This is a genomic window from Psychrobacter sp. KFRI-CH2-11, from assembly GCF_038239325.1.
In the GTDB taxonomy this organism is placed as follows: Bacteria; Pseudomonadota; Gammaproteobacteria; order Pseudomonadales; family Moraxellaceae; genus Psychrobacter; species Psychrobacter celer.
The window spans coordinates 153,659-168,591 of the sequence record NZ_CP151283.1 but is presented as its reverse complement, the minus strand read 5'-3'; the positions used below and the strand labels follow the sequence as shown (position 1 = coordinate 168,591).

The following is a 14,933-nucleotide window of genomic DNA, read 5'->3' as shown; positions in this document are numbered from 1 at the left end:
ACGCTGCAAACCCATCGCCTATCTGCGCCCAGCCTTTTGTAAGGCTTGTTGCAAGACCACACTGTCATCAAAATCATAACGGACATGATCGATCTCTTGATAGGTCTCATGACCTTTGCCAGCGATGACGACGATATCATTGGGCGCTGCTTGCATGACAGCATACTCAATCGCCGCTTGCCGTGCAGGCTCGATATGGGTGCGCTGATACTGCGCGGTGCTCATGCCCGCTTGCATATCTTGCAAGATGGCTTCTGGGTCTTCGGTGCGCGGATTATCCGCGGTCAATATAACCCTATCCGCGCCCGCCAGTCCTGCCTGCGCCATCAGCGGACGCTTGCCCGCGTCACGGTCTCCGCCGCAGCCAAACACCGCCCACAGCTGCCCCTCGCAGTGGGTGCGCAAACTGGCCAGCACCTGACTGAGCGCATCAGGGGTATGCGCATAATCAACGATAAAGCAGCCATCACGCGATGCGACGCGCTGCATACGTCCTACCGCGCCTTGTAACTGCGGGACGAGCTTAGCGATACGCTCAAGACTCATGCCCAACGCGGCGGCAGCGGCAATGGCAGCCAGCAAATTGGCGACATTAAAACGCCCGAGCAAAGGACTAACGATATTTATGCGACAGCTCTCTTTATGGCCAGGGTCTGTATCACCAGTTCCTTTATCAGCGGTATCTCCACCGGCGATGTCTGTCTGCAGTGTAATTTTCACCCCTTCTAAGCTTGGGGTAATATCGGTGGCAGCAAAAGTCGCAGGCTTTGAGGCATCCAGACTATACGTCCATACCGTCAAACCACTGGCATGCGCCATATCTAGCATGACCTGCGCGTACTCATCATCGATATTAATGATGGCGTGCGTCAAGGAAGGAAAATGCGTTTTGTCAAAGAGCCTAGCTTTTGCCGCGGCATACGCTGCCATATCGGCATGGTAATCTAAATGATCGCGGCTTAAGTTGGTATAAATCGCAACAGATATCGGCACGCCTTGTAGACGCTGCTGATCAAGGCCGTGCGAGCTGGCTTCTAACGCCAATATCTCTGCCTTCTCAAGCGCCATTTGATACACAAACTGCTGCACGGCAAGAGCGTCGCCCGTGGTATGGCTAGCCTGTACCAAGGCACCCAATCGACCGTTACCCGCGGTCCCCATCACAGCGCTGCTCATGCCAGTCAGCTGCGTCAATTGCGCTACTAGCTGGCTGATGGTGGTTTTGCCATTGGTGCCCGTCACTGCCACCACCGTGGGTAATCGGCTATGCTGCTGGTACTGCAAACGCGCCTGAATGAGACTGCCCAAAAAATCACGAATATACGGCGTGTATATCAAAGGACAGGGCAAGACATCTTCTGGCAACTGTCCATCATCAAACAAGTCGCTTGGGTCAATCTCCGAGAGAATAAAAGCCGCCTGTGATGCGGCTTGTAGCAGATAGTCGCGGCTTTTTTGACAGTGGCCTGTCTGGCTTTTTAGCAGGACAAACACATCGTGTGCCGCAACGTGGCGGCTATCCAACCGAAACTGTGCAAATGGTATATGCGCGACCGAGATGCCCTCACTGGTATTGTCCGCAGCAGCGAGCAGCGCGGTGAGCGATGACTGTAGCAAAGAATGCTGACGATCGGCGCGCTCTAAAAGCTGCTGCAAGGTAACCGCAGCGGTGCTGGGCGATGAGGTAAGCGTGGTCATGGGCAAATCCTAAACGGTGAACACAAATCAGCGGCTGGCGCTGGATACTGACCGACATCAGTCGTCGTGTTTATGTGGCAAGATACTTATGGCTCTTCGGTTTTTAGCGGCTTATCTAAAGGCACATTATACAAACGCAGCGCCTCTTTCATGACATTATGAAAGACAGGAGCGACCGTCAGACCCGCATAAATCTGCGCGCGCGGGTCTTCGATGAGCATCACGCCCACCAGCCTTGGGTTTGATGCTGGTGCCATACCCGCAAAGACGTTACGATACTGGTCAGTATAGTAGCCTCCTTTTGGGTTGATACGGCGCGACGTTCCTGTTTTACCCGCCACACGGTAGCCATCAATGGCCGCGCCTTTCGCGGTACCACCCGGCTCGGTGACGCTCTCCATCATCTGCACGATAGACATTGCTTGCTCGTGCGCCATAATGCGTTTACTTGGCTTCGGTTTGTCGTCTTTGATCAAGGTCAGCGGATGCATGACACCACCTGCGGCCAATGCCGAATAGGCCTGCGCGACCTGTGCAAGTGTCACCTGCAGACCATAACCATAACTGACGGTAGCGCGGCGCGAGGTTTCTTTTTCTTTTGGCGTGACCACCAGACCACTACCCTCACCAGGGAACTGTAATGGGGTTTTTTTACCAAAGCCAAACTGCTTTTGCATATTGGTAATGGCATCAGGCGGTAGGGATAATGCAATCTTGGTCGAGGCGACGTTACTCGATTTTTGTAGTAGTGTGCCCATGTTGATCATGCCGAGATTACGGTGATCGCGAATGGTATAACCACGGACACGGATGGAGCCTGGATTGGTATCAATCAATGATGTCGCGGTATATTTACCCGAGTCTAACGCCGCAGCTACAGTAAATGGCTTCATCACCGAGCCTGGCTCAAAGACGTCTAACAGCGCACGGTTTCGCTGGTTTTCACCGGTCATCTCATTGAGGTTATTGGAATTAAATGACGGCCATGTCGAGAGGGCGAGCACCTCGCCTGTCTGTACATCGACGACCATACCTGTCGACCAGCGCGCCCGCTGTAGGCGCCCTGCTTTTTCTAACTCTTTATAAAGCAGATACTGCAGGCGCGAGTCAATCGTCAGCGCCACATCTTTGCCCGGTATCTCAGGCTCGACTTGCTTGATTTCTTTTAGGCTGTTTTGTTTGGCATCTTTTAGCACCAGTACCTTGCCATCTTTGCCCGCCAGCTCCTTTTCGTACTGACGTTCGATACCCGCACGCCCTTCATAGCCGCCCTCAGGGTCATTGGCGTTTTGTCCCATAAAGCCGAGCAATTGCGAGTTGGGCTGAGGCTGCGGGTAATAACGCTGAAAGAAGTTTTTTTCATATACCCCAGGGAAATCTAAAGAGCTGACACTTTGGGCAATCTCTGGCGTGACTTTATTAAGAAGCGGTAAGTAGTGCGAGCCTGCGCCTGATGGCAACGCTGCTTTTACTGCTTCCTCGTCGGTGACATCGATGCTGTCATCGATCGCGGTGACTCGTTTTAGCTCACTTACTGAGATATTGGCGGCAGCGGCCAAGGTCGTCAAATCCATAGCATCCAAGCGTTTTTGCATGCGCGCTCGTAGCTGCGGACTGTCAGGGTTGGTCAAAATGATGCGTTTTAGCTCATAGTATTCACGCGCATAGTCATGCGGACTAAAGGACACTGTCGCCAGCGGCGCACTCACTGCCAGTGGCAGTTTGTTGCGATCGGTAATCATACCGCGATAAGATGTTTGTGTGCGTACGCTGGTGATCAGCTCATTGCCCTTATCTTGATAAAACTGGGCATTGGCGACTTGAATGTAGTAAGCACGGCCTATCAGTGCGACCAATATGGCAAGCGCCAATCCCCAAACCGTCCAAAATCGCGCTTTGTCTTGCTCAAAACCGCCCCGTGAGGATGCCCCTGATGCTTTATTTAAAAATGCGGTTTTACGGTTTTTAACACTGGTATAAGCACCTTGATTGTCATTCTTTTTTAGTCGCCCAAACAGTTTGGCCTTACGGCTATCTGCCGCACTACTATCAGTTTTTTTATTATCAGTTTTTTTATTTTTTTGTCCTGATTTGGCCGCACTGACACGGCGCAGCGGCTTGGTGACTTTGCCACTGGTGGGTTTTTTGCTGTTGTTTTTTGCTGTTGACTTACCGATTTTGGCTTTGGATTTTTTTTCACTCATCGCCCAGCCTCCGCCGCATTGGTATTAATTGATGTAGCTCTAGGCGGCGCATCAATCGACAAATCGGTACTGGCAACCTCTTGCATGACATCACTGTCATTGGCGGTGATATCTGCCTCGCTAGAGGCGGCTGGCGCCAGTGCCGTAGGAGCGCCTGGCTGAATAATCAACTTATCTTTGAGGGTTGGAGAGTACATGCCAAGCTCGGCCACAGCGCGGCTGGCAATTTGCGGCGTGGCACTAAAGGTTTGCTGCTCGATAAGCAACCGCTGATGCTCAACTTGTAGCTTGCGCTGTTGTTTTTTCATGTCTTGCAAGGTTTTATAGTCCTGATGGTATTGCTGGACGCCTTCAGCGGTCTTGATACCGCTCCAGATGATTGCCGCCGCCAGCAATAATAAAATCGTCACATAAATGCTGACCACATTAAACCGGCGCACAAACAGCTCGCCGATATCGACATTAGGAGGGGTGCCGGCGCGGCGAGTAGGTTTGTCAGATATTGCCATGACGCTCTCAAAAAGTGGACTTCAAATATAAAATCGGCGACGGTTTTAAATGGTTTTTATGCGCAAATGTCTCTATCAGATATTCAGGCCGCATCGGTGACATAAAACCAAATATCACTGTCATGCGCGCTACAAACAAAAAACCAACTGCTGAGCCTAGCAGGTAATATTTACAGCTTTTTAACACTAGCGTAGCCATTCGCACATTTGTATCTTATTTAGATGAACAACAGTAAGGCGATATGACTACTCTTAAACCGCTTCACTGAAAATGTAGCTAATCTTGGTTTGCCGCCTGTTGGTACTCAACATCGCTGCGCGTGGCCAGTCGTAACCATGCACTGCGCGCGCGCGGGTTGCCGCTGATCTCGCTCTTGCTAGGCCCCACCCGTTTTGGCTTACCAAAATAGCGCGGACGCTTGGGCGGCATCGGCAGATTGTCATCCTCTGGATATTGCCCTTTGCTATGGCGCTGCAAAAACTGCTTGATTCGGCGGTCCTCTAAGGAGTGAAAGCTAATCACTGCCAGCTGACCACCTGCTTTTAAAATCGGAATGCTTTGCGCCAAAAAGTCATCGACATCGCCCAGCTCGTTATTGATAAAAATACGCATGGCCTGAAAGCTTTGGGTCGCTGGATGCTTGCCGCGCTGCCAGTTGGGGTGCGCCGTTTTGATCACCTCTGCCAGCTCAAGCGTGGACTCATAGCTGTCCATCTGCTTGATGGCGCGCGCGATACGGCGACTGTGGCGCTCTTCGCCAAACTCATAAAGCACATTGGCCAAGGTTTCGTCATCGACCTGCTCGAGCCATTCGGCCACCGACTGGCCACGACTGGTATCCATACGCATATCGACCGCGCCATCACGCATAAAACTAAAACCGCGGCTACCATCATCAATCTGCGGCGATGAAATGCCCAAATCTGCCATCAAGCCATCCACCTGATCGATACCCAGCGCCGCTAAGCTGTCCGTTAAGGTCGCAAAACTATCATGCACCACTTTGACACGGCAGTCACTATTTGCCAATTCGTGAGCAACGCTAATGGCCGTTGGGTCTTTATCAAACACCACCAGCGTCGCGTCGTCACTCAGATGACTCAATAATAGACGGCTATGACCGCCACGGCCAAAGGTAGCATCGACGTAGATGCCGCTCATTTGCAAGCTGGGTTGTGGGGCGTCATCTGTGCGTTTGGGAAGAGATTTGACGCCCAGTACCGCCGCCACCGTCTCTTGCAATAGTACGGCATCATGGACAAAGCGCTGCTCGCTGGACGCCGCGCATGCAGACCCTCCGTCACGGGTGGGCTGCGCGGTATCAGAGGTTACAGCAAATAAATCAGCCGCCGACTTGGCAGGGTCAGTGGCCAAAGAAGGGCTTTGTTTATGAGTGGACGTACTGTTTTGCTTATTATTTGGTTTATCATTCAATGTGGACACAAACGACTCAGTAGATGACGACCATATCGGCCGGTAATAGTAAAAAATCAGATGAAAATAAACAAGTTATGTCTTGCTTTACCTTATTATCGCAAGGATACACGGTGAGTCAAGCACTAGACAGGCTTTTCATTAAAAATATCGCAGCTGTCTGTTATACTAGCGCTATATTTTACGCTATTTTTTGCTATTGACGGCCACTCTTTCATTGCTATTTTAGTCATATTTTTCCTTTAGTTATTTTGTGGCTATTGTTGCTATTTATCGCCCACGACTTTTTGAGATTTTTATTATGCAAACATCGACCCACGCTCCCTCCGATACGAGCAATGCCCGTCCTATTCGCACGCGTATTGCGCCCTCGCCGACTGGTTTTCCGCATGTCGGTACCGCTTATATCGCGCTCTTTAATTTAGCCTTTGCCAAAGCCCACGGCGGTGAGTTTATTTTGCGTATTGAGGACACCGATCAAACGCGCTCAACTGCCCAATCCGAGCAGATGATTTTGGACGCGCTACGCTGGGTCGGACTTGACTGGAGTGAGGGACCAGACGTTGGTGGCCCGCACGCACCTTATCGTCAGAGCGAGCGTAGCGATATTTATAAAAAACACGCCGAGCAGCTGATAGCAAGCGACCATGCGTTTCGCTGTTTTTGTACTACAGAAGAGCTAGATGCCATGCGCGCTGAGCAAATGGCCAATGGCGAGACCCCACGCTATGACGGCCGCTGTGCCCACCTACCTCCAGAAAAAACCGAGCAATTGGTAAGCGAGGGCACCCCGCACGTGGTTCGTATGCGTGTACCCACCGACGGTGTTTGCCAGGTACATGACATGCTGCGCGGCACCGTCGAGATTCCTTGGGCGCAGGTCGATATGCAAGTGCTGCTAAAAACTGACGGCATGCCAACTTACCATCTTGCCAACGTCGTCGATGACCATTTGATGGAGATCACTCACGTCATGCGCGGCGAAGAGTGGCTCAACTCTGCCCCCAAGCATCAGCTGCTTTATGATTACTTTGGTTGGGAGATGCCAACACTCTGCCACATGCCGCTACTGCGTAACCCCGACAAATCAAAGCTGTCGAAGCGTAAAAACCCAACCTCAATCACTTACTACCGTGATGCCGGCGTACTGCCTGAAGCGCTGCTCAACTACCTAGGCCGTATGGGCTACTCAATGCCTGACGATACCGAAAAATTCACCTTGGATGAAATGATTGCCAGCTTTGATATCCAGCGCGTGTCTCTTGGCGGCCCTATCTTCGATACCGAAAAACTCAATTGGCTAAACAGCGAATGGCTACGCGCGCTTACACCTGAAGAGCTTAAAAACAAAATCCTTGAGTGGGCCAGTGACAGCGATAAACTCACCGCGATCGCCGCTGCGATTCAGCCACGCATCGAGCTGTTGTCTGACGCGGTCAACTGGGGCGGCTTTTATTTCCAAAACCTGCCAGACATCACCGCTGAGAGCTTTACGCATAAATCACTTGAGCCTGAGCAAATCATCGAGCTGTTACAACTGGCGCTTTGGCAGCTTGAGACCTTGCCGACGTGGTCGGAGGAAAACATCTATACCACGCTAAAAGGCCTCGCCGCCCACCTCGATATCAAGATGCGCGACTTTATGGCGCCATTCTTTATCGCGATTGCGGGTAGCACCTCGTCGACGCCCGTTATGAACTCGATGGCGATTATTGGCGCGGACATGACCTTGACGCGCTTGCGCCATGCGGTTGATGTCCTAGGCGGCCTCGGTAAAAAGAAACTTAAAAAACTTGAGAAAAAAGCGGCGGATCTGCCTAATTTTTTGGCTGATGCATAGTTTGGCAGCAGGGTACTATCGTACTTGCCGATGAAGAGTAGAATGGACAAATAATAAAAAAGAGTCAGCTCGATACTGGCTCTTTTTTATGCAACCTCCATACTCAAACGCCCATAATTAGCCATTTAAATACTTTTAATGACTTTTTTTGCATTATTTTGCATTTTTTTAAAAATAGCGGTTGACAAGACTGCTGGTCTTACCTAAAATACGCACACTCTTAGCGAGGGGCTATAGCTCAGTTGGTAGAGCACTTGCATGGCATGCAAGGGGTCAACGGTTCGACTCCGTTTAGCTCCACCATACTATTTATCGCTCAACGGATAAATATTGCTTTGAGAACAATGTCAGCACCTAGGCAAGGCTTATTAATAAATAAGCGCTCTGATATTGTGAAGTACCGTTATAACCATAGGTTATGACACTCTATGCGTCCCCATCGTCTAGAGGCCTAGGACACCGCCCTTTCACGGCGGTAACGGGGGTTCGAATCCCCCTGGGGACGCCACTATTCGGCGTCACTTATTAGCACTTTTGCTTAGCATCAGGTTAGACTAATAAGCGAACACTAAAAAATCCCAGTCATCATCCGGTGACTGGGATTTTTTTCGTTTGGCGTTTATAAAAACCATCGATATGAGCTGCTCATGATGACCGATACCATGTAAACTACGAAATAAACGATAAATAAAACACTCCCTTATTATTGCTATCACAAGGAAGTATGAGCCATGTTCGGTATCGAAAACTATCTGGGCTTTGTCTTGGCGGCGATTTTGTTAAACCTCACTCCAGGCACCGATACAATGTATATCATTACCCGTAGCGTCTCACATGGCAGCGTAGCAGGGTTTTATTCTGTCCTCGGTATCATCTCAGGCATCTTGGTACACACGGTATTCGCCGCATTGGGTCTATCGATCATTTTGATCAACTCACCTCTGGCCTTTACGATTGTAAAATATATCGGTGCCAGCTACTTGTGTTATCTGGGTATAAAAATGCTGATGAGTAAGCAGCCCTCTTTACTGGCAAATCATTTACCAAAAAGCAGCCCATCGGCACCTGCCAACTCTATAGCGCACTGGCAAATATACAAACAGGGCGTATTAACCAATGTCTTTAACCCAAAAGTCGCGCTATTCTTCCTTGCATTTTTTCCGCAGTTTATCGATCCTAACTATGCTCATAGCGCCTTGTCATTTCTGATTTTGGGATTGAGTTTTGCGCTGACGGGCTTTGTATGGTGTTCGTGCCTTGCTTTATTGGCCTCAAAATTTAGTGCCAACTTAAGAAAAAACCCAGCTATCGAAGTGATTTTAAATAAAATAAGCGGCGTGGTGTTTATTGGTTTGGGAGTTAAGTTGCTTACAGAGAAGGGATAAACAAACTGCAAATAATGATCAAATAAGCTGATTTTTATAAAATCTAACTACCCATAAAAAAGCCCAATCCCAGATTTTACTGGAATTGGGCTTTGTATTATTTAAAAGCTAATCAATCATTACGCAGCGTCTTTGTGATCGCTTGCAAGCTGTCGCAGTACATAGTGCAATACACCGCCATGACGTACGTATTCACGCTCTTTTGGTGTCTGCAAGCCGACGTTGACCTCAAAGGTTTCGGTCGAGCCATCAGCACGGGTGGCAGTGACTTGAGCGGTCTTACTCTCGCCATTGTTCAGACCAGTGATGCTCAGCACTTCTGAGCCATCGAGCTTGTAGGTTTGAGCGTCTTCGCCATCTTTGAAAGTCAATGGCAGCACGCCCATGCCGACGAGGTTTGAGCGGTGAATACGCTCGAACGAGGTGGTCAATACCGCTTTTACACCAAGCAAAATCGTACCCTTCGCTGCCCAGTCACGGCTAGAGCCTGAGCCATACTCCGCCCCGCCGAGGACGACGAGTGGACGCTTATCTTCTTTATACTTCATCGCTGCATCATAGATAGCCATTTCTTCGCCATCTTGTAGCGTCGACTTATCGTCTTTGAAGTAATAGGTGTAGCCGCCCTCTTTGCCATCCATCATTTGGTTTTTGATACGGATATTGGCAAAGGTACCACGGGTCATGACTGCATCATTACCACGGCGTGAGCCATAACTGTTGAAGTCCGCTTCCATGACACCGCGCTCTTGCAGATACTTACCTGCTGGTGAGTTTGGATCAATGTTACCAGCTGGCGAAATATGGTCAGTGGTGATTGAGTCACCAAATAGACCTAAGATACGCGCGTCTTCGATATCAGGGATACCTTCTGGCTCCATGGTCATACCATCAAAGAACGGTGGATTTTTGATGTACGTTGAGCCTTCATCCCATGGATATAGCTGACTATCGGCTGAGCTAATCGCGTTCCATTCTTTACTACCATCGAACACTTCACCATAGTTTTTACGGAACATATCAGCATCAATGTTATTGGCAATCAGCTCATTGATCTCATCTGACGTTGGCCAAATGTCTTTTAGATAGACATCATTGCCGTCTTGGTCTTGACCAAGCGGCTGGGTGGTCAAGTCGATATCAACCGTACCTGCCAGCGCATAAGCGACGACTAATGGTGGCGACGCCAAATAGCTTGCCTTGACGTGTGAGTGAATACGACCTTCAAAGTTGCGGTTACCAGAGAGTACCGCTGCCGCAACTAAGTCGTTTTCTTCGATACCTTGTTCGATACTTTCAAGCAGTGGTCCTGAGTTACCGATACAAGTGGTACAACCATAACCGACGAGATAAAAGCCTGTTTTTTCTAGCTCATCCATCAGTTTGGTTTTTTCTAAGTAATCCGTCACCACTTTTGATCCTGGTGCCAATGAGGTCTTAACCCAAGGTTTGGCTTTGAGGCCTTTGGCAGCGGCCTTTTTGGCGACCAGTCCAGCACCGAGCATGACGGCTGGGTTTGAGGTGTTGGTACAAGAGGTAATCGCGGCAATCACCACCGCGCCGTCACGTAATTTATACTTCTCATCATTAATGTCAACGATACTACAGAAGTTACCGTCTTCATCACAGTTTTTCGGCTTAGCTGCTAGGTTTTTGGCTTGCTCTTGCTTACCGCCTTCTTCATCGAAACGTACCTTAGCTTCAACTTCTTTTTTACGGTCCTTGGTCATCTTCTCAAGCGTTTCGCCGAATTTTTCGTGCATATCAGATAAGTTGATACGCTGCTGCGGTAAGTTAGGGCCTGCCAGTGCTGGCTGGACAGAGGACAGTTCAAGCTCTAGCTTACTTGAGTAAGTTGCCGCTGGCGTATCGGCATCATGCCATAAGCCCTGTGCCTTGGCATATTTTTCGACCAGCTCAATTTGCGCTTCGTCACGGCCTGATAGACGCAGATAGTCAATCGCCATTTGGTCAATCGGGAAAATACCACAAGTCGCGCCATATTCTGGCGACATATTGGCAATCGTCGCTCGATCTGCTAATGGCATTTGATGCAAGCCTTCACCGTAAAATTCGACAAACTTACCGACCACACCATGCGCCCGTAGCATCTCAACCACACGCAATACCAAATCCGTCGCGGTGACGCCTTCTCTGAGTTTGCCTGTCAGCTCAAAACCAACCACTTGCGGAATGAGCATTGAGGATGGCTGACCGAGCATTGCCGCTTCAGCTTCGATACCACCAACACCCCAGCCAAGCACACCGATACCATTAATCATCGTGGTGTGACTGTCGGTACCAAACACCGTGTCAGGATAGGCCGTCAGTTCGCCATCGACATCTGCTGCCATGACTACGCGCGCAAGATACTCTAAGTTGACTTGGTGCACGATGCCGGTCGCTGGTGGAACAACGACAAAGTTTTCAAAGGCATTTCGGCCCCAATGGAGAAACTCATAACGCTCATTATTACGCTTAAACTCAATCTTCTCGTTGAGATCCAGCGCATCTTCGCGGCCATAAGCATCCACTTGTACCGAGTGGTCGACGACCAACTCACTGGGGATAAAGGGATTAATTTGCTCAGCACGACCACCCAGCTCTACTACCGCATCGCGCATCGCTGCCAGATCGACGACTGATGGCACGCCGGTGAAATCTTGCAGCACCACGCGTGCTGGCATGAATGCAATCTCTTTGGACGCCTCAGCGCCAGCGTCCCAGTTGGCCACTGCTTCGATGTGGTTTTTGCCCACAGACTGACCATCATCTTCGTTACGCAATAGGTTCTCTAGTACGACCTTCATACAGTACGGTAGCGTATTGATATTGTCGTAAGTCTCGGCAAGTTTGGGCAAGCTATAATAGGCATGCTCCTTGCCATCGACCGAAATGGTGTCTTTTACATTAAAGATATCACTCATGGTAGCTTCCTTATCGTTGTTATAAATCCTAAACATAAATGGCTAATCGTAAGTCAGCATTTATGTTGATATTGGTGGCTCAATAAATGGTGGTTTATTAAAGCAATACTGTGTCAAAGTAGGCACTAAAAACATTCATGACTACAAAACCATGTAAGACAAAATCCTAAGACATATGTTTTCATCAACCCAAGCTCTAAAGGTGCTTGTAAGACCTGACATCAGCTTGTTTTTACCATAACAAATATATAGTGCTTTGTTAACGTCTAGACGTAGTCAAATCGTGGCACAATCGTAACTGTAACAATGTGTTAGCGAGTTATTAATTAAAGGCTAGACAAATCCATTTTTATTACTTTTTACGGCGACCACTACGAAACACAAATGCATCATCATAAAAATGAGAATCTTCATTCTCGGCCCAAAAATGCGGCACACCTAAAATAGGCAGTGGCGATAAATGACGCGGTGTGACTGTGTCCTTTGATAATAATTCATTCATATAATCAGCCAATTTATCATCCAAAAAGGCGATGCGCTGCTGCGTTGACAAGGCAAAGAAATCTTGGCCGACGTTGATGACCACACTATGCGCGCACAAGGGCTTACGCGGTGCTATTAATTGCTCAAGAAGGGCATGACCAAAAATATAAACCGCCGCTTGCGCCTTTGGACTAGGACTTATAGGGTCATCCCACTGCGTGCGGGGCTGTACCAAACTGCCCTGCCAGTCAAAGTCGATCAACGCCTCGCCAATACTAGGATTTGCGGTAACCAATACCGCGCCGTTTTCATCAAACACAGTGATGGTATCGCGGACGCGGCCCCGACTGGCACCGTTCCCTTGCTGCTCAATCTCAAGCATATGATAGTGGTTTAGCAGGGCTTTGGTCTTAGGGAACGTCAGCCAAATACTGCCGTTAAATAAGTCGTGTAAGTTATCACGCGTCGGGATATTACCCGTACTGCCGATAAACCTTTCGTAAGCCTCGCCCTCTGGCAACGCATCTTGTGAGACAAACTGTAAAGCCTGCGCCTTATGGTTAGATGCAGGCTTGGTGTGTGGCAGTCGCTGCTGCAAGGCTGCTGCCTGCTGATGCAATGCGGTATTTAATACTTTAGCGATGATGTCTGGCGTGTTTTGTGTGCGGCTGATATCAAGGACTTGAGTCTCAGGAGCAGAGCTTTTAGTATTAGCGCACCTAATGCTCAAGCCTTTTGTCGCACTGAGCTGAGTAATAGTTTGACTAATGGCATCTAACTGCTGCACATGACGAAGCCACGGCGCGCGCCAGTCAATCTGGGCAAAGCTGTCATCAAGTCTGTTGGCAACTATGGCTGACGTCTGTACAGACGAATCATTTAGCAAAGGCTGGTCAAAACGCGCATCTAAACGATGCAAAGGAGGCAGGTTACTGGCAGTCATATCAAACTATCTCTCATGGGCAATGGGCGGCTTATGGTATCATGGTGCGCTTTTTTACGGCTAGACGGGCAGCTCGAAACGTTGTGTTCGTGCGCTATTTATTGATGAGTTTTTATGGCAAATTTTAACACCCACTTAAATGTTGCATTTATGGTCAGCGGTACACTGAGCTTAACGGTCTATAAAGCGGGGCTGGTTGATGACTCTGGGTTTTTGATGTGTGCAGCGCTCGGTACCATCGGCGGCCTCTTGCCAGACTTGGATTCGGATCACTCAACACCGATTAAGCTTGGCTTTAACCTCATCTCTTTTGTCTTCGCTTTTGGGCTGGTGATGCATTGGCGCGGTGAGCTGAGCTTATTGGCATTGATGGTATTGTGGCTGGCAGGCTATGGGTTTATGCGTTATGTAGTATTTCATATCTTCACCACGATGACGGTGCATCGCGGCGTTATCCATTCTGTGCCTTATATGGCGATATTGGGCTTGGCGCTGACGTATTTAAGCCATGATATTTTGCACCTGCCCTTAACGGTGAGCTGGTTTTATGGTTTGTTTTTATTTGGCGGCGCGATGGTGCATTTGGCTCTAGACGAATTATATAGCGTCAACTTGTCCAATATGAAAATGAAGCGATCGTCGGGTACGGCGATGAAGTTTTATCAGCATAAAGACAAATGGTGGTATTTGCTGCTATACGTTATTTTGGTGTTATTGTTATATATAGCGCCGCCGTTTGACACCTTTTGGCAGCAGGTCAGTGATCCTGCAGCTTGGGCAAAGCTTAAGCTCGGTCTATGGCCAGAATTGATAAAAGGCTGGCTAAGTTAAGGCCGCCTCTACCAGCAAAAAATGATAAATAATGAGAGTACACTATGTCGACTTCTGCCGCCCTCCAAACCTGCCCTTGCCAAATCAACCCCGCGTCAGAGACCGCCACCGCGCCCCTACTTTATAAAGACTGCTGTCAACCTTATCATGACAGCGTTTTAAATAAAGAAATGAATAAAGAAATGAATAAAGAAGTGAATAAAGAAGTGAATAAAGAAGTGAATAAAGAAGCGGATAAAACTGACGGCGTACAGGCAGAAACAGCGGAGCGTCTGATGCGCACGCGTTATAGCGCTTTTGTGCTTATCAAGCCAGAATACATCGTCAAAACCACACTACCCGCGCAGCAAAGCTTGCTCGATGTCACAGCGATTGAGGAATGGGCCACTAAGACCGATTGGGCAGGATTAGAGGTTGTAGAACACAGAGCAAAGCTTGGCAAACGGCACGCGCAGGTCGAATTTAAAGCTTATTTTAGAACGCCTGATGGCTTGCAAGCGCATCACGAGTTGTCTGCCTTTGTAAAGGTAGTGAGTAAAGCCCATCATGATACGCGTTGGTATTTTCTCGACCCAACCGTTCCTATGTCTGTCGCCCAAAAGCAGCCGTGTATTTGTGGCTCGGGTGAGAAGTTTAAGCGCTGTTGTGGATTATACAGTTAATTCACTTTAAAACCGA

The 14,933-nt window shown here is 49.0% G+C and carries 10 protein-coding genes and 2 tRNA genes; 6 read left to right on the top strand and 6 right to left on the bottom strand.

The annotated features are described in order from the left end of the window. Positions 1-18: 18 nt before the first annotated feature. From AADH33_RS00700 to rsmH, 4 genes are all read right to left on the bottom strand, one after another. Complete coding sequence (locus AADH33_RS00700) at positions 19-1,698, bottom strand: UDP-N-acetylmuramoyl-L-alanyl-D-glutamate--2,6-diaminopimelate ligase (RefSeq protein ID WP_348549234.1); 1,680 nt, start codon at positions 1,696-1,698, stop codon at positions 19-21. An 86-nt stretch (positions 1,699-1,784) separates the two neighbouring features. Continuing rightward, positions 1,785-3,902 (bottom strand): peptidoglycan D,D-transpeptidase FtsI family protein, encoded by a 2,118-nt coding sequence (locus AADH33_RS00695; RefSeq protein ID WP_348549233.1) that lies wholly within the window; start codon positions 3,900-3,902, stop codon positions 1,785-1,787. Then, positions 3,899-4,411 (bottom strand): cell division protein FtsL, encoded by a 513-nt coding sequence (locus AADH33_RS00690; RefSeq protein ID WP_348549232.1) that lies wholly within the window; start codon positions 4,409-4,411, stop codon positions 3,899-3,901. The genes AADH33_RS00695 and AADH33_RS00690 overlap by 4 nt, the downstream gene beginning before the upstream one ends. Positions 4,412-4,688: 277 nt before the next feature. Continuing rightward, on the bottom strand, positions 4,689-5,855 hold the full coding sequence (rsmH, locus tag AADH33_RS00685; RefSeq protein ID WP_348549231.1) for a 16S rRNA (cytosine(1402)-N(4))-methyltransferase RsmH: 1,167 nt from the start codon (positions 5,853-5,855) through the stop codon (positions 4,689-4,691). A 292-nt stretch (positions 5,856-6,147) separates the two neighbouring features. Here rsmH and gltX point away from each other — a divergent pair, with 292 nt between their 5' ends. The 4 genes from gltX (at position 6,148) to AADH33_RS00665 (ending at position 9,071) form a co-directional block, all read left to right on the top strand. Next, complete coding sequence (gene gltX / locus AADH33_RS00680) at positions 6,148-7,686, top strand: glutamate--tRNA ligase (protein WP_317052806.1); 1,539 nt, start codon at positions 6,148-6,150, stop codon at positions 7,684-7,686. Between the two features lie 227 nt (positions 7,687-7,913). Then, positions 7,914-7,989 (top strand) — tRNA-Ala (locus AADH33_RS00675). Between the two features lie 129 nt (positions 7,990-8,118). Then, positions 8,119-8,194 (top strand) — tRNA-Glu (locus AADH33_RS00670). Between the two features lie 223 nt (positions 8,195-8,417). Beyond that, positions 8,418-9,071, top strand: coding sequence for a LysE family translocator (locus AADH33_RS00665; protein WP_348549230.1), 654 nt, complete (start codon positions 8,418-8,420; stop codon positions 9,069-9,071). Between the two features lie 119 nt (positions 9,072-9,190). Here AADH33_RS00665 and acnA read toward each other — a convergent pair whose 3' ends face one another. Together acnA and AADH33_RS00655 are read right to left on the bottom strand one after the other, a co-directional pair. Continuing rightward, positions 9,191-11,998: an aconitate hydratase AcnA gene (acnA, locus tag AADH33_RS00660; protein ID WP_348549229.1), complete on the bottom strand. Its 2,808-nt coding sequence runs from the start codon at positions 11,996-11,998 to the stop codon at positions 9,191-9,193. A gap of 352 nt (positions 11,999-12,350) precedes the next feature. After that, positions 12,351-13,424, bottom strand: a complete 1,074-nt coding sequence (locus tag AADH33_RS00655) for a DUF3025 domain-containing protein (protein ID WP_348549228.1) — start codon at positions 13,422-13,424, stop codon at positions 12,351-12,353. Between the two features lie 114 nt (positions 13,425-13,538). On the opposite strand from AADH33_RS00655, the gene AADH33_RS00650 reads away from it, so the two are divergent. Together AADH33_RS00650 and AADH33_RS00645 are read left to right on the top strand one after the other, a co-directional pair. Beyond that, positions 13,539-14,255, top strand: coding sequence for a hydrolase (locus AADH33_RS00650; protein ID WP_348549227.1), 717 nt, complete (start codon positions 13,539-13,541; stop codon positions 14,253-14,255). Between the two features lie 44 nt (positions 14,256-14,299). Further along, positions 14,300-14,917: a YchJ family protein gene (locus tag AADH33_RS00645; RefSeq protein WP_348549226.1), complete on the top strand. Its 618-nt coding sequence runs from the start codon at positions 14,300-14,302 to the stop codon at positions 14,915-14,917. Positions 14,918-14,933: the final 16 nt, after the last annotated feature.